The organism is Streptomyces sp. WAC07094 (assembly GCF_036320405.1).
Lineage (GTDB): Bacteria > Actinomycetota > Actinomycetes > Streptomycetales > Streptomycetaceae > Streptomyces > Streptomyces lannensis.
Map to the genome: position 1 here is coordinate 6,422,192 of NZ_JAVMJZ010000001.1, position 18,977 is coordinate 6,441,168.

The 18,977-nt window shown below is 73.7% G+C and carries 15 protein-coding genes and 1 riboswitch; of the genes, 2 read left to right on the plus strand and 13 right to left on the minus strand.

Features of this window, described 5'->3' with window-relative positions:
- Nucleotides 1-31: 31 nt before the first annotated feature.
- Genes cobC through cobM form a run of 6 tightly spaced genes read right to left on the minus strand, consistent with a single transcriptional unit; the run spans nucleotide 32 to nucleotide 6,349 of the window.
- Entirely contained in the window at nucleotides 32-1,105 is a 1,074-nt protein-coding gene (gene cobC, locus RCR19_RS28440) for an Rv2231c family pyridoxal phosphate-dependent protein CobC (RefSeq protein WP_331267713.1), read from the minus strand.
- Nucleotides 1,095-2,024: a sirohydrochlorin chelatase gene (locus tag RCR19_RS28445; RefSeq protein ID WP_331267714.1), complete on the minus strand. Its 930-nt coding sequence runs from the start codon at nucleotides 2,022-2,024 to the stop codon at nucleotides 1,095-1,097. The genes cobC and RCR19_RS28445 overlap by 11 nt, the downstream gene beginning before the upstream one ends.
- Nucleotides 2,021-2,605 (minus strand): precorrin-8X methylmutase, encoded by a 585-nt coding sequence (locus RCR19_RS28450; protein ID WP_331267715.1) that lies wholly within the window; start codon nucleotides 2,603-2,605, stop codon nucleotides 2,021-2,023. The genes RCR19_RS28445 and RCR19_RS28450 overlap by 4 nt, the downstream gene beginning before the upstream one ends.
- Entirely contained in the window at nucleotides 2,602-4,296 is a 1,695-nt protein-coding gene (gene cobJ / locus RCR19_RS28455) for a precorrin-3B C(17)-methyltransferase (protein WP_331267716.1), read from the minus strand. Before cobJ ends, RCR19_RS28450 begins: the two co-directional genes overlap by 4 nt.
- On the minus strand, nucleotides 4,293-5,534 hold the full coding sequence (gene cbiE / locus RCR19_RS28460; protein WP_331267717.1) for a precorrin-6y C5,15-methyltransferase (decarboxylating) subunit CbiE: 1,242 nt from the start codon (nucleotides 5,532-5,534) through the stop codon (nucleotides 4,293-4,295). The genes cobJ and cbiE overlap by 4 nt, the downstream gene beginning before the upstream one ends.
- Complete coding sequence (gene cobM, locus RCR19_RS28465; protein WP_331267718.1) at nucleotides 5,531-6,349, minus strand: precorrin-4 C(11)-methyltransferase; 819 nt, start codon at nucleotides 6,347-6,349, stop codon at nucleotides 5,531-5,533. The genes cbiE and cobM overlap by 4 nt, the downstream gene beginning before the upstream one ends.
- Before the next feature lie 103 nt (nucleotides 6,350-6,452).
- Here cobM and RCR19_RS28470 point away from each other — a divergent pair, with 103 nt between their 5' ends.
- Entirely contained in the window at nucleotides 6,453-7,181 is a 729-nt protein-coding gene (locus RCR19_RS28470; RefSeq protein ID WP_059128719.1) for a ZIP family metal transporter, read from the plus strand.
- A gap of 11 nt (nucleotides 7,182-7,192) precedes the next feature.
- On the opposite strand, the gene cobI is transcribed toward RCR19_RS28470, so the two are convergent.
- From cobI to RCR19_RS28505, 7 genes are read right to left on the minus strand one after another with little or no spacing between them, the layout of a single operon-like run.
- On the minus strand, nucleotides 7,193-7,924 hold the full coding sequence (gene cobI / locus RCR19_RS28475) for a precorrin-2 C(20)-methyltransferase (RefSeq protein ID WP_331267719.1): 732 nt from the start codon (nucleotides 7,922-7,924) through the stop codon (nucleotides 7,193-7,195).
- Nucleotides 7,921-9,282, minus strand: coding sequence for a cobyrinate a,c-diamide synthase (locus RCR19_RS28480; RefSeq protein ID WP_331267720.1), 1,362 nt, complete (start codon nucleotides 9,280-9,282; stop codon nucleotides 7,921-7,923). The genes cobI and RCR19_RS28480 overlap by 4 nt, the downstream gene beginning before the upstream one ends.
- Nucleotides 9,276-9,884, minus strand: a complete 609-nt coding sequence (gene cobO, locus RCR19_RS28485; protein WP_331267721.1) for a cob(I)yrinic acid a,c-diamide adenosyltransferase — start codon at nucleotides 9,882-9,884, stop codon at nucleotides 9,276-9,278. Before cobO ends, RCR19_RS28480 begins: the two co-directional genes overlap by 7 nt.
- Entirely contained in the window at nucleotides 9,884-11,893 is a 2,010-nt protein-coding gene (locus RCR19_RS28490) for a putative cobaltochelatase (RefSeq protein WP_331267722.1), read from the minus strand. The genes cobO and RCR19_RS28490 overlap by 1 nt, the downstream gene beginning before the upstream one ends.
- A complete protein-coding gene (cobN, locus tag RCR19_RS28495) occupies nucleotides 11,890-15,543 on the minus strand; it encodes a cobaltochelatase subunit CobN (RefSeq protein WP_331267723.1) in 3,654 nt (1,217 codons plus the stop codon). Before cobN ends, RCR19_RS28490 begins: the two co-directional genes overlap by 4 nt.
- Nucleotides 15,540-17,048, minus strand: a complete 1,509-nt coding sequence (locus RCR19_RS28500; RefSeq protein WP_331267724.1) for a cobyric acid synthase — start codon at nucleotides 17,046-17,048, stop codon at nucleotides 15,540-15,542. The genes cobN and RCR19_RS28500 overlap by 4 nt, the downstream gene beginning before the upstream one ends.
- Nucleotides 17,045-18,001, minus strand: coding sequence for a cobalamin biosynthesis protein (locus RCR19_RS28505; protein WP_331267725.1), 957 nt, complete (start codon nucleotides 17,999-18,001; stop codon nucleotides 17,045-17,047). Before RCR19_RS28505 ends, RCR19_RS28500 begins: the two co-directional genes overlap by 4 nt.
- Before the next feature lie 120 nt (nucleotides 18,002-18,121).
- Nucleotides 18,122-18,194, minus strand: a riboswitch (cobalamin riboswitch).
- 368 nt (nucleotides 18,195-18,562) lie between these two features.
- Here RCR19_RS28505 and RCR19_RS28510 point away from each other — a divergent pair.
- A complete protein-coding gene (locus tag RCR19_RS28510) occupies nucleotides 18,563-18,766 on the plus strand; it encodes a DUF397 domain-containing protein (RefSeq protein WP_059128711.1) in 204 nt (67 codons plus the stop codon).
- Nucleotides 18,767-18,977 lie beyond the last annotated feature (211 nt).

Below are 18,977 nucleotides of genomic sequence, written 5' to 3' on the forward strand. Positions count from 1 at the left end.
CGGGCGGTGATGCCGGCGGGGCGGTGATCGCTCACCCCGCCGCCAGCGTCACCGCCCGGTCCAGAGCCTGCAGAAAGCGGTTCACGGTCACCCTGTCCCGGACCGCGATCCGGAGCCATTCCCTGCCCAGTCCCGGGAAGGTGTCCCCGCGCCGCACCGCGAAGCCGAGGTCGCGCAGATGGCGGCGCACGGCCGGGGCCTGCTCCAGGCGGACCAGGACGAACGGCCCGTCCGCGGGCTCGGCGACGTACAGCCCGTCGGGTCCGAACTCCCGCAGTCCCGCCACCAGATGGGCCCGGTCGGACGCGACCCGATGGGCGGCGTGCGCGGCCTCCGCGAGCGCGCGGGGCGCCACACAGGCCTCGGCGGCCACCAGCGCGGGTGTGGACACCGGCCACAGGGGCTGCGCCCGCTCCAGCTCGGCGATCGTCCCCGGGTCCGCCAGGACGTAGCCTATGCGCAGGCCCGCCAGGCCCCAGGTCTTGGTCAGGCTGCGCAGGACCACCAGCCCGGGCACGTCGGTCCGGCCCGCCAGTGCCTCCCGTTCCCCCGGAACCGCGTCCATGAACGCCTCGTCGACCACCAGGGTCCGCCCGGGGCGGGCGAGTTCGGTGATCAGGGCCGACGGGTGCAGCACCGAGGTCGGGTTCGTGGGGTTCCCGATCACCACCAGGTCCGCGCCCTCGGGAACCAGCGCGGGGTCGAGGCGGAAGCCGTCCCGCTGCCGCAGCAGCACCCGGTCCACCACGTGCCCGGCGTCCGCGAGCGCCGCCTCGGGCTCGGTGAACTGCGGGTGCACGACCACCGGGTGACGTGCCTTCAGGGCCCGTGCCAGCAGGACGAAGGCCTCGGCGGCACCCGCCGTGAGCAGCACGCGTCCGGTCGGCAGACCGTGCCGTTCCGCCACGGCCGCACGGGCGGCCCGCCCGTCGGGATAGGCCGCGAGCCCCTCCAGGGACCCGGCGATGACATCGCGCAGCCATGCCGGAGGCGTGTCCGCGCGCACGTTCACCGCCAGGTCCGTCAGTGCGGCGCCGCCGTCACGGACCTCGGCGTCCCCGTGGTGCCGCAGGTCGTGCTGCCCACCGTTGTGTTCAGTGCGCATGGGAGTGTGTGTGTCCGCCGTGGTGGTGGCCGTGACCGTGGTGGCCGTCGTCGTCCGGGTGGAAGTGCGGCTGCTGCGGCAGGCCCACCTTGTCCTCGAAGCCGGGCAGCGCGATCCGGTACACGCAGGAGTCGCAGTTCATCCGCAGATCACCCTTGACGGCCTCCTCGTAGCGCTCCAGCACCAGGTCGAGCAGCTCGGGTTCGGGCCCGATGACGTCCGCCGTGCGAACCTCGGTCTCCGGATGCGCCTCCGCCCAGCCCTCGGCCTGGCGGCGCACCCGGTCGGGCAGCACGCCCGTGAAGAGGAAGTAGGGCAGGACGACGATCCGCCTCGCGCCCAGCTTCGCGCACCGGTCCAGACCGCTCGGCACGTCCGGCGCCGCCAGCGACACGAACGCCGTCTCGACCCCGGCGTAACCGCGCCCTTCCCACAGCAGACGCGCGGCCTTGTGCACCTCGGCGTTGGCGTCCGGGTCGGTCGAGCCGCGCCCGACCAGCAGCACGGTCACATCGGACCGGTCGGCGGGCCTGCGGGCCGTGCCCCCGAGCGCTTCGTCGAGGCGCCGCTCCAGGACGTCCAGCAGTGCCGGATGGGGGCCCAGCGGGCGGCCGTAGGCGTAGGAGATCCCCGGGTGGCGCTCCTTCTCCCGGGCCAGGGCCGCCGGGATGTCCCCCTTCGCGTGCCCGGCGGACACCAGCATCAGCGGTACCGCGGCGAAACGGCGGACGCCGCGCTCCACCAGCCCGCTCACCGCCTCGCCCAGCGGCGGCGCCGACAGTTCGATGAAGCCGCCTGCTACGGGGAGTTCGGGGCGCCGGCGCTGCAGCTCCCGTACGAAGGCGCGGAACGCCTCGGCTCCGGCCTCGTCCCGGGTGCCATGGCCGGCGATGAGCAGGGCGGGCGACGGGGTGGTCACGGGGTCTCCTTCGAAGTGGGGTGGTACAGCAGGGCGTTGAGCGCCGCGGCGGCGACCGCGGAACCGCCCTTCTCGGACACGTTGCTCACGGCCGGCAGTCCGCTCTCGCGCAGCGCGGCCTTGGATTCGGCGGCGCCCACGAAGCCGACGGGCAGACCGATCACGAGCGCGGGCGAGGCGTCCAGCCTCAGCAGCTCCTCCAGGGCGGTCGGAGCGCAGCCGATCACCCAGAGCGCTCCGGGGCCGACGTCCTCGTACGCGAGCCGGATCGCATGCGCCGAACGCGTCAGCCCGGGGCCGGACCTCGCGTCCTTGAGCCGGCAGACGGTCGTTCTGCGGGTGATCCCGGCCGCGACCATCTCGACGTCCACGACCACCGGTGCGCCGCCGTGCAGCGCGGTGTGCGCGGCCGCCAGGTCGCCCTCGTCCGTCACGAGGTCGTCCGCGTAGCCGAGGTCGGCCGCGGAGTGGATGACGCGCTCCACCACGGCCCGGGTCAGCGGCGGGAAGTGCGAGGTGTCGAGCCGGGCGCGCAGCCGCCGGAAGGACTCCTGCTCGATCGGGTGGACCACTCGGTTCACCGGGCGTCCTCCTGCCTGTCGTTCTGCCAGCGGTAGCCACGCGGCGTCACCATGCGCCCCGCGATCTCTCGGGTCGCCGTGTTGCCCACGGTCACGACCGTCATCATGTCGACCGTCGCCGGGTCGAGGCAGGCCAGTGTCGTCAGACGGCTGGACTCGTCAGGTCGTGACGCGTTCCGTACGACACCGACCGGCGTCGACGGTGCCCGGTGGGCGCCGAGGATCGCGAGCGCCTTCGGCAACTGCCAGTCGCGGCCCCGGCTGCGCGGGTTGTAGAAGGTCACGACGAGGTCCGACTCGGCGGCCGCCCGTACCCGGCGCTCGATGACCTCCCAGGGGGTGTGCAGGTCGGAGAGGCTGATCGACACATGGTCATGGCCCAGCGGGGCTCCGAGGATCGCGCCCGCCGCCAGTGCGGCCGTCACACCCGGGACCCCGGCCACGTCGATGTCGTCGGACGCCTCGGCCAGCGCGGGCGACGCCATCGCGTACACACCGGCGTCGCCGCTGCCGATCAGTGCGACGGCATGCCCCTTGCGGGCCTCGGCGACGGCCGTGCGCGCACGTTCCTCCTCGGCGCCGAGGCCCGACTCCAGGATCCGGGTGCCGGGGCGCAGCAGATCGCGGATCTGGTCGACGTACTGGTCGAGGCCGACGACGACCGACGCGCGCCGCAACTCCTGCTTCGCGCGCGGCGTCAGCAGGTCCCGGGCGCCCGGTCCGAGGCCTACGACGGCCAGTCGGCCGCGCCCGGGACGGCGGACGACGGCACAGGTCGCCGTCGCGGGACGGGCGGCCGACTTCCGCTTGGGCACGAGCAGTTCGCCGCCCCGCACGAGGGCCGCCGCCTCCGCCACCGAAGGCGTGCCGACGGCGGCCAGCGGTGCGTCCGAGGGGTTGGGCACGTCCACCTCGGCGAGCAGTGCGGAAGAGTAGGTCACCAGGGGCACCCCGAGCCGCCGTGCCGCCTCGACGATGCCCGGTTCGTCCGCTTTGGCGTCGACGGTGGCCAGCTCGGCGAGCGATCTCGCGCTGAGCCCGGCCTCTCGCAGCGCACCATCGATCAGTTCGAGGATCTCCTCGACGGGGGAGCCCTTGGAGGCGCCGACGCCGACCACGAGGGTCGGCGGCCGCAGCACCGCCTCCCGCTCGGCAGGCTCGAGGGCCGCATCGGTGACGCGGATCGTGTACGCGCCCTCGGCGGCGACCCGCAGCGGGGGCAGCGGCCAGCTCACCTCCGTCTCCAGGGCGACCGGTTCGCCGTCCAGCAGCGCCCGCGAGACCCCGGCGACATCGCCCTCCACCGGGAACCCGAGCGTGTCGAGGCCCGGCAGCCCCACGGAGTCCGTCGCCGTCGTCACCACCGGGACCGCCCCCAGCGACTCGCCCACCTCACGGGCGAGTTCATTGGCGCCGCCCGCGTGCCCGCCGACGAGGGACACCGCGAACCGCGCGCCCTCGTCGACGCACACCACCCCGGGGTCGGAGGCCTTGTCCCCGAGCAGGGGGGCGAGCAGCCGCACGACGGCCCCCGTCGCCAGGAAGCAGACGAGCTGCTCGCACTCCGCGAAGGCGGCCCGTACGGCCTCCCCGACGGACCCCTCGTACACCCTCGTGCGATCCGGCCACGCCGCGGCGAGCCGGTCCCGTGCCACCGCCCCCGCCGCGGTGGCGGAAATGAGGCCGATCACTGAGCAACTCCTTCGCTGTGCGCCGCGGGACGCGTGCCCCACAGCAGGAAAACAGGGTTGGTGGCCGCGAGCCGGGTCACGTCCCCCGGCAGTGGGGCGAGCCGCGAAGACTGCAGCAGCACCCCGTCGCAGGAGAACCCGGCCGCGACGAGCGCCTTGCGCGCCGCCGGTACGCGGTCCAGAGCGGCCATGGCGATCACCACGGTCCGCCGGGCCCGCGCGGCGCACGCGGTCACGATCGCGGGCAGCTCGCGTCCGCCGCCGCCGACGAACACCGCGTCGGGGTCCGCGAGACCGTCGAGGGCGGCCGGTGCCGTCCCGTGCACCACATGGACGTCCACACGGTGCGCCGCCGCGTTGGCCAGGATCCGCTCCACCCCGTCGGCGGCCTGCTCCACGGCGGTGACGGCGGCGCCCAGCCGGGCGCACTCGACGGCGACCGACCCGGACCCGGCACCGACGTCCCAGACCAGGTCGCCCAGGCGCGGCGCCAGCCGGGCCAGCGCCAGAGCGCGCACCTCGAACTTGGTGATCATCGAGTCCCGGTGCTCGAACGCTTCCTCGGCCAGGGCCCACTCGACCGGGCCGGGCCGCGGCCCGGCGACCGTGCGCGCGGGACCCGGCACCCGCGAGGGGTCGACGGACAGCACCACGCTCACCGCCGTGCCCCAGTCGCGTGCCGCCGCCTCCTGCGGCGTCATCCGTTCCACACGCTCGCGCGCCGGGTCGCCGAGCGCGCTCGCCACCACCAGCACACGCTCCGCGCAGCTCTCGGCGAGCGCCGCCCCGAGCTCGGCGGGACCGGCACCGGGGCCGGTGAGGACGGCGACCTTGGGGTGCGCCCGGCACACGTTCACCGCCGTGCGCGGCTCGCGCCCGTGCGCGCTGACCACCACCGCGTCGTCCCACGGCAGTCCGAGCCGCGCGAAGGCGGTCGCCACGGAGGACACACCCGGCCGTACGTCGAGCAGCCCGGGACCGAACCGTTCGGCCAGCGCCCGGACGATCCCGAAGAAGCCGGGGTCCCCGGAGGCGAGGACCACGACCCGGCGCCCCTTGTCGACGTACCGTTCGACCGTGTCGAGTGCGGGGGACAGCGCCCCCAGCACGACGCGCTCGGCCTCTTGCGGCAGCCGTGCGGCCCGAAGATGCCGCTGTGCGCCCACCACGAGGTCGGCACCGGCCGTCACGTCGTCGTCGAGGGGTGCTCCCGTGCCCGTACCGACCACCGTGATCATGTGCTCGCGCCCCGTGCGCGCAGGGCCTTGCGGGCCTCGGGGTCGGCCTTGCGGTAGCCGTGGAAGTGTCCGGGGTGGTAGAGGTGCGAGCGCGTGCCGTGTGCGGCGAGCGCCGGCCCGACCAGGAACAGCGTGTGCTTCCACAGCTTGTGCTCCTTGACCGTCTCCTCCAGCGTCCCGACGGTGCACTGCACGACGAGCTCCTCGGGCCAGGTCGCCTGATGGGCCACGATGACGGGGGTGGTGGTCGGGTAGCCGCCCTCCAGCAGCTCACGGACGAGCTGCCCGCTGCGGGCCGCCGACAGGAAGATCGCCATCGTGGTGCCGTGCCGGGCGAACTCGCGCACCTCCTCGCCGGGCGGCATCGGCGTCTTGCCGCCGCCGAGCCGGGTGAGGACGACGGACTGCGCCACCTCGGGGATCGTCAGCTCCCGCCGGGCGAGCGCGGCGACCGCGGAGAAGGAGGAGACACCCGGAACGACCTCCGTCCCGATGCCGAGTTCGGCACACCGGTCCAGCTGCTCCTGTGTCCCGCCCCACAGGGCCGGGTCGCCGGAGTGGATACGGGCGACACGCAGGCCCTCCTCGAGGGCGCGCCGGTAGACGGCGACGACGTCCTCCAGGGACATGGTCGCCGAGTCCAGGATCTCGGCGCCCTCACGCGCGTGTTCCAGGACCTCCGCCTGCACCAGGCTGGCGGCCCAGATCACCACGTCGGCCTCGGCGATGGCGCGCGCGGCGCGGAACGTGAGCAGGTCGGCGGCGCCCGGGCCGGCACCCACGAAGGTCACCTTGCCGGTGGTGGCATCGGCCATGGGAATGTTTCCTCTCCTACGAAAGTTCGAGCAGTGCGAAACACCGGTGCGCGCAGGGCCGCCGGTCCTGTGCACACCGGGATCGATTGGATAGCAAGGTCAAATGGCGGTCTTCGTCGCGCTCGGCGCGTTCCTGATGACGCTGGCGGGCGGCTGGACGGCACTGCGCGTGACCGACCGCCGTCATCTGGTCCTCGGCCTGGCCGGTGGACTGATGCTCGGGGTGGTGGGTCTGGACCTGCTGCCGGAGGCACTGCACGCGGCGGGCGGCGAGGTGTTCGGCGTGCCGGCCGCGCTGCTGCTGTTCGTGGCCGGTTTCCTGCTGGCCCACCTGGTGGAGCGGCTGCTGGCCGCGCGCCGTGCCGCGCACGGGGCGGACGAGCACAACCACCGTGCGCCCGAGGTGGGTCTGACGGCGGCCGCCGCGATGGTCGGGCACAGCGCCATGGACGGCGTCGCGATCGGTGCCGCGTTCCAGGTGGGCGGCGGCATGGGTGCGGCGGTCGCCCTGGCGGTCGTCGCGCACGACTTCGCGGACGGCTTCAACACGTACACGATCACGAGCCTGTACGGGAACGCCCGCCGCAAGGCGGTCACGATGCTGCTCGCGGACGCGGTCGCGCCGGTCGTGGGAGCGGCCTCGACCCTGGCCTTCACGATCCCGGAGCCGCTGCTCGGCGGCTATCTCGGCCTGTTCGGCGGAGCGCTGCTCTACCTGGCCGCGGCGGAGATCCTCCCCGAGGCGCACCACGTCCACCCCGCCCGTTCGACCCTGCTGTGCACGGTCGCGGGTGCCGGCTTCATCTGGCTGGTGGTGGGCCTCGCGGGCTGATCTGCCGCTGGTCACAGCTTGCCGCCGCGGGTGCCGTCGCGGCGGGCGGGAGCGATGAGGGTGGACAGATAGGGGAGCGGACCGTCCTCGAGGTCGGCGGCCGGCCGGATGGACTCCCCGGGCAGTCCGAGTGCGGATCCCCACACCGCGTCTTCCAGGCGCCCGGTCTCCCGCAGTGCCCGGGCGACCTCCTGCGCCTGCCGGCCGAACTTGTAGGCGACGACCGTTCCGGGTCCGCCGAGCGCTTCCTTGAGCACGGCGGAGCCGGCGGTCACGGGAACCAGCGTGAGCGGTTCGGTGCCCTCGGTCAGGACGGCGCCCGACCGGGCGGCGAGGTCCTGCATGGCGGTGATGCCGGGCACCGTCTCGACGACCGTCCCGGGCAAGAGGTGCTGGACGGTCTGCGCCAGATAGGTGAACGTCGAGTACACGTTGGGATCGCCGATGGTGGCGAAGGCGACGGCACCGTGCCGCTCCAGCAGCCCGGCGACACGCTCCCCGGCGGCGTCCCAGGCCGCCTCGCGCCGTGCGTGGTCGCTGCGCTCGTTCAGTGCGAACACCACCCGCACGACCTTCTCCTCGGGCGCGTAGTGCAGCACGGTCGCCTCCGCGCGCCCGCGCTCCAGGGTGTCCATCACGGGTACGACGACGACGTCGGCGGCGCGCAGCGCGTTGACGCCCTTGACGGTCACCAGTTCGGGGTCGCCGGGGCCCACCCCGACTCCGATCAGCCTGCTGCTCATGACGTCCGGCACCTCTCCACGAACCGACGGGCCGCACCGGGCTCGGCGGCCCAGTGCGTGTGCAGATAACTCGCGTGCACACCCTGTTGAACGAAACCTTCGACGCGCCGCCGCGGAGCGCGTACCCCCCAGGCGGGAGCCGTCCCCGCGCCGGGCTCCACGACGGTGCGGTGGAACTCGTGCCCGCGCATCCGGGTCCCGGCCGCCGCGAGGACGCTGTCGCCGAGAGCCACGGCGTCCCGGTAGCCGAGGGTGAGCCGCTCGCTCATCCGGGCGTCCGCCTCGAGCACCCCGCACATCGGCCGTCCGTCCAGTTCGCGGCACAGGTACAGCAGTCCGGCGCACTCGGCCGCGACCGGCGCTCCGTCCCGTGCGAGAGCGGCGACGGCTTCGCGGAGGGGTTCGTTGGCGGACAGCTCCGGCGCGTACACCTCAGGGAACCCGCCCCCGATCACCAGCCCTCCCGTTCCGTCGGGGAGCCGCTCCTCGCGCAGGGGGTCGAAGGTGACGACCTCGGCCCCGGCGGCGGTGAGCAGTTCGGTGTGCTCCGCGTAGGAGAAGGTGAAGGCCGGGCCACCGGCCACGGCGACCACCGGGCGTTCGCGGGCGCCGGTGACGGGCGGCTCCCAGGCCGGACCGGGCAGCGCCGCCGCGCTTCGCGCCAGCCCCAGCAACGCTTCGAGATCGCACCCCTCGCGCACCTGTGCGGCCATGGCGGCGACGGCCTCCACCGCCTCCGTCCGACGCTCGGCGACCGGTACCAGCCCGAGGTGGCGCGACGGCGTGTCCACCTGTGCCACCCGGCGCAGCACGCCCAGCACCGGCGTCCCGGCCGAGTCCAGCGCCTCGCGCAGCAACTCCTCGTGCCGGTCCGAGGCGACCTTGTTCAGGATGACGCCCCCGAGGCGTACCTGCGGATCCCAGGAGGCGAAACCGTGCACCAGGGCGGCGACCGACCTCGACTGCGACGAGGCGTCGACCACGAGTACCACGGGGGCCCGCAGCAGCTTCGCCACGTGCGCGGTGGACGCCAGTTCGCCCTCGCCCGCGGCCCCGTCGAACATCCCCATGACGCCCTCGACGACGGCGAGGTCGCAGCCGCGCGCCCCGTGCAGGAACAGCGGTGCGATCAGCTCCGGCCCGCACAGGTAGGCGTCGAGGTTCCGCCCCGGGCGCCCGGTGGCGAGCGCGTGGTACCCCGGGTCGATGTAGTCCGGCCCCACCTTGTGCGGCGACACGGTGAGTCCCCGCCCGGCGAAGGCCGCCATCAACCCCGTGGCCACGGTCGTCTTGCCGCTGCCCGAGGAGGGCGCGGCGATGACCAGCCGGGGGACGGACGACGGGGAGGACGTCACCACTCGATGCCCTTCTGGCCCTTCTGCCCCGCGTCCATCGGGTGCTTGACCTTGGACATGTCGGTCACGAGGTCGGCGAGGTCGACGAGCTTCGCGGGCGCGTTGCGGCCGGTGATCACGACATGCTGGGTCCCCGGCCGGTTGCGCAGGACGTCCACGACCTCGTCGATGTCGACCCAGCCCCAGTGCAGCGGGTAGGCGAACTCGTCGAGCACGTACAGCCGGTACGTCTCGGCGGCGAGGTCCCGTTTGACCTGCTCCCAGCCCTCCCGGGCCTTCTCCTCGTTCGTCGTGTTGTCACCCTGGAGGTCGCGCTGGACCCACGACCAGCCCTCGCCCATCTTGTGCCAGTCGACGGTCCCGCCCTGGCCCGAGGCCCCGAGCACCCGCAGCGCGTTCTCCTCGCCGACCTTCCACTTGGCCGACTTGACGAACTGGAACACCCCGATCGGCCAGCCCTGGTTCCAGGCGCGCAGCGCGAGCCCGAAGGCGGCGGTCGACTTGCCCTTGCCCACGCCCGTGTGCACGACGACGAGGGGGCGGTTGCGGCGCTGACGGGTCGTCAGTCCGTCGTCCGGCACGACGCTCGGCTGTCCCTGCGGCATCAGGCGGCCCTCCTCGCGGTCCTCTGCGTCCCCTGCACGTCCCGTACGAGTCCGGTGATGTTGTCGGCGCGCAACTCGTCCAGCGTCACCGCCGCAGCGCCCAGTTCTTCGGCGAGCCGCCCGGCGAGTCCCAGCCGCACGGGCCCCGACTCGCAGTCCACGACCACGGACGCGACGCCCTCGGCGGCCAGCAGCCCCGCGGCCCGGCCCGCGAGCACCACCGGTTCGGCACCTCCCGTGGCCCGCCCGTCGGTCACCACCACGACCAGGGCCCGTCGCGCGGGATCCCGCAGCCGTTCGATCCGCAGCACGTCATGGGCCTTGAGCAGCCCGGCGGCCAGCGGTGTCCTGCCACCCGTCGGCAGCGACTCGAGCCGGGCCGCCGCGGCGTCCACCGACGACGTCGGCGGCAGCGCGACCTCGGCGGCCGAACCCCGGAAGGTCACGAGCCCCACCTTGTCCCGGCGCTGGTAGGCGTCGAGCAGCAGCGACAGCACGGCGCCCTTGACGGCGGCCATCCGCTGCCGCGCCGCCATCGAACCGGAGGCGTCGACCACGAACAGGACGAGGTTTCCCTCGCGGCCCTCCCGCGTCGCCTGCCGCAGATCGTCCCGCCGCACCACGAGTCCGCGGCCCGACCGGCCGCGCGCCCGCTGGTGCGGCGCCGCCGCCTGCACCGTCGCCGCCAGATGCAGCTTGGTGAGCGCGCCCCGGGGCCGGCGGGCCCCGGTGGTCCGGCCGTGTTCGGTGCGCGCCCGGGACCTTCGCCCCGCCGCGCCGTCGCCGAGTCCGGGCACCGTCAGCACCTTCGTGCGGAACGGCTGGGCGGCCCGAACGGCCTGCTGCTCCCCGGCACCGGAGGCCGCCGGCTGCCCGCTCTCCCCGGCCTCGGGCCGTGCGGCCGTGTCACCGCCCTGCGGGGCGTCGTCCGGAGACGGCTGCCCGTCACCGCCACCGCCGCCGGGACCACCGGGATCCGGATCCGGGTCGTCGTCCGGGTCGCCGAACTCCTCCAGCGTCTCGTCGAGCTTGTCCTCGTCGAGTCCCGGAGCGTCGAAGGGGTTGCGCCGCCGCCGGTGCGGCAGGGCGAGCAGCGCGGCCTGCCGCACATCCTCGGCGAGCACGTCGGTGCGCCCGGCCCAGGCCGCCAGCGCGGTGGCCGTACGGGCCATCACGATGTCGGCCCGCATACCGTCCACCTCGAACGCGGCACAGGTCGCCGCGATCTGCCGGAGCGCCCCGTCCCCGAGCCGCACGGAGGGCAGCAGTTCGCGCGCGGCCACGATCCGGGTCCGGACGGCCGCCTCCTCCTCGGCCCAGCGCGCCGCGAACGCCTCGGGGTCGTCGTCGTGGGCGAGCCGCCGCCGGACGACCTCCACCCGCTGATCGGGCTCCCGCGAGGCGGACACCTCGACGGTCAGCCCGAAGCGGTCGAGCAGCTGCGGCCGCAGCTCGCCCTCCTCGGGGTTCATGGTGCCGACGAGCAGGAAGCGGGCCGCGTGGCGCACGGAGACACCCTCGCGCTCGACGTACGAGGCGCCCATCGCGGCCGCGTCCAGCAGCAGATCGACGAGGTGGTCGTGGAGGAGGTTGACCTCGTCGACGTACAGGATCCCGCGGTGCGCCTCGGCGAGCAGGCCCGGCTCGAAGGCCTTCACGCCCTCGGCGAGCGCCCGTTCGATGTCGAGGGCGCCGACGAGCCGGTCCTCGGAGGCGCCGACCGGCAGCTCCACCATGCGGGCCGGCCGCCGTGCGCCGGCCCCCGGCTCGTGGGGACCGTCCGGGCAGCCCGGGTCCGGTGCCGCGGGGGCGCAGGAGAAACGGCAGCCGGGGACTACGTCCACCGCCGGAAGCAGCGCCGAGAGCGCCCGTACGGCCGTGGACTTGGCGGTGCCCTTCTCGCCGCGCACCAGCACACCGCCGACCGCCGGGGACACGGCGTTCAGCAGCAGTGCCAGCCGCAGGTCGTCCTGGCCGACGACCGCCGTGAACGGAAAGGGGGTACTCACTTCTCGTCGCCCTCCAAGTCGCCTTCGAGCTCCAGATAGGTGGCGCGCAGCCGCTCCAGCGTGTCCGCGTCCGGCTCCGCCCACAGGCCGCGCTCGGCGGCCTCCAGCAGCCGCTCGGTGATGCCGCGCAGCGCCCAGGGGTTGGACTTCTTCATGAAGTCCCGGTTCTCGGCGTCGAAGACGTACTCGGCGCTGAGCTTCTCGTACATCCAGTCGTCGACCACGCCGGCCGTGGCGTCGTAGCCGAAGAGGTAGTCCACGGTCGCCGCCATCTCGAAGGCGCCCTTGTAGCCGTGACGCCGCATGGCCGCCATCCAGCGCGGGTTGACGACACGCGCGCGGAACACCCGGTGGGTCTCCTCGCCCAGCGTGCGGGTCTTGACCTGGTCGGGCACGGCCGAGTCGCCGACGTACGCCTCGGGGGAGTCGCCGGTCAGGTGCCGGACCATGGCGACCATTCCGCCGTGGTACTGGAAGTAGTCGTCGGCGTCGACGAGGTCGTGCTCGCGGGTGTCGACGTTCTTGGCGGCGACGGCGATCCGCCGGAAGGCGGTCTCCATGTCCCCGCGCGCCGCCCGCCCGTCGAGCCCGCGTCCGTACGCGTAGCCGCCCCACACCGCGTACACCTCCGCGAGGTCCGCGTCGCTGCGCCAGTTGCGGGCGTCGATCAGCGGCAGCAGCCCGGCGCCGTACGCACCCGGCTTGGAGCCGAAGATACGGGCCGTCGCGCGCCGCCGGTCGCCGTGTTCGGCGGTGTCCTCGTCGGCGTGCGCGCGGACGAAGTTCTGCTCGACCGGCTCGTCCAGCTCGGCGACGGCGCGCACGGCGTCGTCGATGAGCGCGACGACATGCGGGAACGCGTCCCGGAAGAAGCCCGAGATACGGACCGTGACGTCGATGCGCGGGCGGCCGAGTTCGGCCGGGGGCACGATCGCGAAACCGGTCACGCGCCGGGAGGCGTCGTCCCAGACCGGGCGGCAGCCCAGCAGCGCGAGGATCTCGGCGATGTCGTCGCCCTGGGTGCGCATGGCGGACGTGCCCCAGACGGTCAGGCCGACGGACTTCGGGTACTCGCCGGTGTCGCTCAGATACCGCGCGACCAGCGAGTCGGCGAGCGACTGCCCGACCTCCCAACTCAGCCGCGAGGGAATGGCCTTGGGGTCGACGGAGTAGAAGTTGCGGCCCGTCGGCAGGACGTTGACGAGCCCGCGGGTCGGGGAACCGGAGGGACCGGCCGGGACGTAACCGCCGTCGAGCGCCTTGAGGATGTGGCCGATCTCGTCGGTGGTCCGGGCGAGCCGGGGTACGACCTGCGTGCAGGCGAACTCCAGGACGGCCACGGCGGCGGGCAGTTCGGTACCCAGGACGTCCCGTACCAGGGCGGGGACGGCGGCCGCGGCCCAGGCACGCTCCTCCATGCCCTCCGCCATCCGCCGGCACAGCTGCTCCAGCAGGTCGACGGCGTCGGCGGCGCTCCGTGCGGGGCCCTCCACCAGATCCGTCAGTTCCGCGGGCACCTTCACCGGCGCGCCCGGTTCGGCGAGCAGCTCCTTCTCCACCAGGCCGAAGTGCTCGGCCAGTGACGCCCTCAGCCCCGGGATCGCGTTCGCCTGCCCGCCCCACACCTGCGCGGAGCGCAGCACAGCGAGTACGAGGTTCACGCGCGGCTCGCCGACCGGACCACCGCCCAGGATGTGCAGGCCGTCCCTGATCTGGACGTCCTTGATCTCGCACAGATAGCCGTCGATGTGCATGACGAACGCGTCGAAGGCCTCGTCGTCCGGCTGGTCGTCCACGTGCAGGTCGTGGTGCAGCTCGGCGGCCTTGACGAGGGTCCAGATCTGCGCACGCACCGCGGGTGCCTTGGCCGGGTCCAGGTCGGAGACCAGCGCGTACTCGTCGAGCAGCTGCTCCAGCTTCGCCAGGTCGCCGTAGGTGTCGGCGCGCGCCATCGGCGGTACGAGGTGGTCGACGACCGTGGCGTGCCCGCGCCGTTTGGCCTGGGTGCCCTCGCCGGGGTCGTTGACGATGAAGGGGTAGATCAGCGGGAGGTCGCCGAGGACGGCGTCCGGTGCGCAGCCCCGGCTCAGCCCGAGCCCCTTGCCCGGCAGCCACTCCATCGTGCCGTGCTTGCCCATGTGCACGATCGCGTCGGCCCTGAAGGTGTTCTCCAGCCACCGGTAGGCCGCCATGTAGTGGTGCGAGGGCGGCATGTCGGGGTCGTGGTAGATCGCGATGGGGTTCTCGCCGAAGCCGCGCGGCGGCTGGATCATCACGACGACGTTGCCGAAGCGGAGCGAGGCGAGCACGATGTCGTCCCCGTCGACGTACAGACCGCCCGGCGGCTCCCCCCAGGCCTCCAGCATCGCGTCCCTGAGCTCCGGGTCCAGCGCGTCGAACCACGCCCGGTAGTCGGCCAGCGGCACCCGCGCGGGTGCGGACGCCAACTGCTCCTCGGTCAGCCACTCGACGTCGTGGCCGCCGGCCTCGATGAGCCGGTGGATGAGCTCGTCGCCGCCCCCGGGGTACTCGGTCAGCCCGTATCCCGCGTCCCGCAGCGCGTCCAGGACCCGTACGGCCGAAGCGGGGGTGTCGAGACCGACAGCGTTGCCGACCCTCGAGTGCTTCGTCGGGTAGGCGGTGAAGACGAGCGCGAGCCGCTTCTCCGCGTTCGGCTTGTGCCTCAGCAGGGCGTGGCGCACGGCGATCCCGGCGACACGCGCGGACCGCTCCGGGTCGGCCACGTACACCGGGACGTCGTCCGGGCCCTGCTCCTTGAAGGAGAACGGGACCGTGACGAGACGGCCGTCGAACTCCGGGATGGCCACCTGCATCGCCGCGTCCATGGGGGTCAGGGCCGCGTCGGACGCGTCCCACGCGGACCGCGACGAGGTGAGGCAGAGACCCTGCAGCACCGGGACGTCCAGGTCGGCGAGCGCGCCGATGTCCCACGACTCCTCCTCCCCACCCGCCGACGCGTGCGAGGCGTGCGTGCCGCCCGCGGCGAGGACGGTGGCGACGAGTGTGTCGGCCTTCGAGAGCATCGCGTACAGCGCGGGGTCGGCGCCGCGCAGGGAACCGCAGTACACCGGGAGGGCGTTGGCGCCCCGCTCCTCGATCGCGTCGCACAGGGTGTCCACGAAGGCGGTGTTGCCGCTGAGTTCATGGGCCCGGTAGAAGAGCACGCCCACGGTGGGGCGGCCCTCGACGAACTCCCGTTCCCCGTGGATGCCGTACTCGGGCATCTTCTGCGGCTCCGCGAACCCCTCGCCGGTCAGCAGCACGGTGTCGGACAGGAAGCGCGCCAGCTCGGTGAGGTTGGCGGGTCCGCCCTCGACGAGGTAGCGCAGGGCCTCCGCCACGACACCCGCGGGCACCGACGATTCGGCCATCAACTCCGCGTCCGGCACCGCCTCCCCGCCGAGCAGCACGGTCGGGACGCCGGCGGCCTTGAGGGCGGCGAGCCCGTCCTCCCAGGCGCGCTTTCCGCCCAGCAGCCGCACGACGGCGATGTCCGCGCCCGCGATCAGCGATCCGAGCTCCTCCGCGACGTCCACGCGGGTCGGGTTGCCGATCCGGTAGGGCGCACCGGAGGCACGCGCCGCCAGGAGATCGGTGTCGGCGGTCGACAACAACAACACTGTGCTCATGCGGGCGCTCCCGGTGGAATGAAAGGCAGTCCTTGCGGCGCGCCCGACTCGATGAGCCGCCAGAGCGCGTCCGTGTCCGCGTGCTGTTCGATCAGATCGCCGAGCCGGTCGAGCTGCTCCTCGCGCAGCGCGGCGAACGACGTGCCGGGGGCCGGCACGAATCGGCGGCCCGCGGCGGCCGCCACCTCGCGCAGGAACGCCCGTCGGAAACCGTCCGACTCGAGGGAGCCGTGCCAGTGGGTGCCCCACACCGCTCCGACCCGGCAGCCGTCCAGGAAGGGCTCTCCGCCGGTCACCTCGGCGACCCCGTGGTGGATCTCATAGCCCCGCACCGGCTCGCCGAGGGCCCGTCCGACGGGCCTCGTCAGGGTCTTCTCCCGGGCGAACCGCACCCTGACGGGCAGGACCCCGAGTCCGTCGACGCGGCCCCGGCGGCTCTCCACCTCGTCCTCGATGTGCTCGCCGAGGATCTGGAAGCCGCCGCAGATACCGAGCGTCGGGCGTCCCTCGGCCGCTCTCCGGACGAGCGCGTCCGCGAGACCGCGTGCGCGCAGCCAGTCGAGGGCCCGCACGGTGCCGCGCGTGCCCGGGACCACCACCAGATCCGCGTCGGCCAGCTCCTCCGGCCGGTCCACGAACCGGACCACGACCCCGGGTTCGGCGGCGAGGGCGTCCACATCGGTGAAGTTGGACATGAGGGGGACGGCGCAGACGGCGACGCGCAGCACGTCCGCACCGACGGGGGCCGAGACCTCCGACTCGCGTACGGCGCCCCGCAGGGACACCCGCAGCCCGTCCTCCTCGTCGATCCCGAGTCCGTGCCGGAAGGGCAGGACCCCGTACGTCCGGCGCCCGGTGAGGCCGTGCAGCATGTCCAGCCCCGGCTCCAGCAGGGAGACGTCACCGCGGAACTTGTTCACCAGGAAGCCGGCGACGAGTTCCTGGTCCCCACGCGAGAGCAGGGCGACCGTGCCGAAGAACGAGGCGAACACTCCGCCGCGATCGATGTCGCCCACGACGAGCACGGGCAGGCGCGCGCCCCGCGCGATCCCCATGTTGACGATGTCGGTCCGCCGCAGATTGATCTCGGCGGGACTGCCGGCCCCCTCACAGATCACCGCGTCATATGTGCCCCGCAACTCGGCGAGACAGTCGAGGACGGTGCCGAGGAGCCGCTGCTGCCGCCCTCCGTGGTACCCGCGCGCGCTCAGTTCGCCGACCGGTTTGCCCAGCAGCACGACCTGACTGCTCTGCTCGCCGCCCGGCTTGAGCAGGACGGGGTTCATCAGCGCGGTCGGTTCGATGCGGCACGCCTGGGCCTGCATGGCCTGTGCCCGCCCGATCTCGGCACCTTCCCGGGTGACGAAGGAGTTCAGCGACATGTTCTGCGCCTTGAAGGGCGCGACCTTCACGCCCTGGCGTACGAGCCAGCGGCAGATCCCGGCGGTCACCACGCTCTTGCCGGCGTCGGAGGTGGTACCGGCGACGAGCAGTCCGCCGTTCATGACGTACGTCCCTTCGCGAGAAGCCTTCGGCCGAGCACCCGCCCGGCGACGGTGACGCCGAGCGCGAGCACGGAGACACGACGGGAGAGCCGTACGGCCCGCTCGACGTCGTCGGTGCGGACCTGGCGTCCCGCACCGTTCAGCACCGGCCGGTGCTCCACCCGTCCCCCGTAGGACAGCGTCCCGCCCAGCCGCACCCCGAGGGCTCCCGCGAACGAGGCCTCCACGGGGCCGGCGTTGGGGCTCGGGTGCCGGGTGGCGTCCGCGCGCCAGGCGCGCACGGCCCCCCGCGGATCCGGACCCGACACCGCAGCGAGGGCGGCGGTCAGGCGTGCGCCCGGCCATCCCGCGAGATCGTCGAGGCGGGCCGAGGCCCATCCGTAGCGCAGATGGCGGGGCGACCTGTGGCCGACCATGGCGTCGAGCGTGTTGACGGCCCGGAAGCCGACGAGCCCGGGCACGTTGCCCACCGCGCCCCACACCAGCGCGCCCACCACGGCGTCCGAGGTGTTCTCGGCGACGGACTCGACCACGGCCCGGGCGATCCCGTCGGCGTCCAGCGCCTGCGGATCCCGCCCGCACAGACGGGGCAGCCGGGCACGGGCGGCCTCGACGTCCCCCGCCTCCAGGGCGCGCCCGACGGCGCGGGCCTCGCGGGCGAGCGAGGTCCCCCCGACGACCGTCCAGGTGGTGGCGGCGGTCAGGGCGACGGAGGCGGCGGCAGACCGGCGTACGGCCGCGGCGGCGAGGGCCGCGAGCGAGACGGCGCCCCCCACGCACAGGGCGGTGTGCAGCGCGCCCCACCCGCGGTGGTCCCGCCACAGCATCCGTTCCACGGCGCCGGCGGCCCGCCCGAAAACGGCGACCGGATGCCCTCGGCGCGGATCGCCGAAGAGGTGGTCACCGAGGAGGCCGGCGGCGGCGCCGTACGCGAAGTGGCGATCGGCACCCACCGGCTCAGCCGACCGCGGGGCGGGGCAGGATCCGGTTGCTGAACCTCGAACGGCAGCCGCGCATGGCGATATGTCCTCACTCAGGGTGTCCACGCCCTGGTTCGACGAGATCGGCGGCGAGAGTTCCTGGCTCCCGGGGTTTCCTCCCCGGTGACAGTGGCGGGACCGCGCCGGATTCGCACCGGCTTCCTCTCCTGCCGCCGTACTGGCCCCGGCAGTCCACCACGGCCCCGGAACACCCGTCAACTTGCTCTTGACCTGCGAAGCTGCGGTGTGCGGAGGCCCACACCGCTGAAATATCGTCAGCCGCCCGAATCGGCGCCTTCTGTGCTCTTTCCGGGCGGGGAACCTGGGAAGACTAGGGAACGGCAGAACAAGCGGATACGGCACGAAGAACGCGGAGAGCGCCGACGAGCGGCAACGGGTGATTCGTCGCGGGGAGACGAACCCGGTGCGGCCGGGCCTCTGTTGCATGCGGCAGCGGTGGTGGCTCGGCGCTCCGGGGCGCTGCGCCGGGGAAGCCGGGCCGGTTTCGCTGACGGGGTGGGACGGAGGGCCGGTGTGATCGGCAGGGCTGCGCGGTTCTGGCGCAAGAGCAGTTACTCGGGCGACGACAACAACGACTGTGTCGAGGTCGCCGTGGAGGGGGCGCGCATTCTGGTGCGTGACTCGAAACGGCGCACCGGCCCGGTGCTCGTCTTTCGCCGTACCGCCTGGTGTGGTTTGCTGGCTGGACTCGAGGACCCGGCGGTGGACGGTTTCTGACGGTCCGTCCGAGGGACGGGAGGGACCCACATGGGGGACGGGGCCAGGGAAGCATCGGCGCGTGCGGGAGGCCCCCGCACTCCACGGAACGTGCTGTCGGCGGCGGCCCCGCTGGCGCTCTTCTCCCTCACCACGGGGGTGTTCGCGGTGGGCGTCGGTGCGCTCGCCGCACTGCTCGTCCCGGGGTCCCTGGCGCGGGCCCTGGTCTGGC

Excerpts from the sequence above, each read along its gene's own strand:
- cobI (WP_331267719.1), bottom strand. The coding sequence starts at position 7,924 with ATGAGCAGCAGGCTGATCGGAGTCGGGGTGGGCCCCGGCGACCCCGAA.
- RCR19_RS28500 (WP_331267724.1), bottom strand. The coding sequence starts at position 17,048 with ATGAACGGCGGACTGCTCGTCGCCGGTACCACCTCCGACGCCGGCAAG.
- cobC (WP_331267713.1), bottom strand. The coding sequence starts at position 1,105 with ATGCGCACTGAACACAACGGTGGGCAGCACGACCTGCGGCACCACGGG.
- cobM (WP_331267718.1), bottom strand. The coding sequence starts at position 6,349 with ATGGCCGATGCCACCACCGGCAAGGTGACCTTCGTGGGTGCCGGCCCG.
- cbiE (WP_331267717.1), bottom strand. The coding sequence starts at position 5,534 with ATGATCACGGTGGTCGGTACGGGCACGGGAGCACCCCTCGACGACGAC.
- cobO (WP_331267721.1), bottom strand. The coding sequence starts at position 9,884 with ATGCCGCAGGGACAGCCGAGCGTCGTGCCGGACGACGGACTGACGACC.
- cobN (WP_331267723.1), bottom strand. The coding sequence starts at position 15,543 with ATGAGCACAGTGTTGTTGTTGTCGACCGCCGACACCGATCTCCTGGCG.
- RCR19_RS28470 (WP_059128719.1), top strand. The coding sequence starts at position 6,453 with ATGGCGGTCTTCGTCGCGCTCGGCGCGTTCCTGATGACGCTGGCGGGC.